Origin of the sequence: Psychrobacter sp. W2-37-MNA-CIBAN-0211, from assembly GCF_040309405.1 — a bacterium.
Lineage (GTDB): Bacteria > Pseudomonadota > Gammaproteobacteria > Pseudomonadales > Moraxellaceae > Psychrobacter > Psychrobacter glaciei.
Map to the genome: position 1 here is coordinate 1 of NZ_JBEOOU010000138.1, position 279 is coordinate 279.

At 40.5% G+C, this 279-nt stretch carries 1 pseudogene; it reads left to right on the top strand.

From position 1 onward, the window contains the following. Positions 1–279 (top strand): annotated as a pseudogene (locus tag AAEY72_RS14630) (ABC transporter ATP-binding protein); the annotation flags it as partial.

Sequence of the window (279 nt, forward strand, 5' to 3'; positions counted from 1 at the left end):
CCCGAAACCTTGTTTGTAGAGCAAAAGTCAGAGCTTATTAAAATGGCTGTCATGCTGCTATTAGTATTGCCCGTAGTCGTATTTTTTCATTCTGCTATTTTGCACCAAGCATTGCTTGGCAATTACCCTATGTCGATTCGCTGGTTAGCGCATCGTTATTTACTGCGCCAAAGTGTTAGCTTTTATCAAAATGAATTTGCAGGAAGAATAGCCACCAAAGTACTGCAAACTTCTTTAGCCGTTCGCGAAACAGTGACCAAACTACTCGATGTATTAATG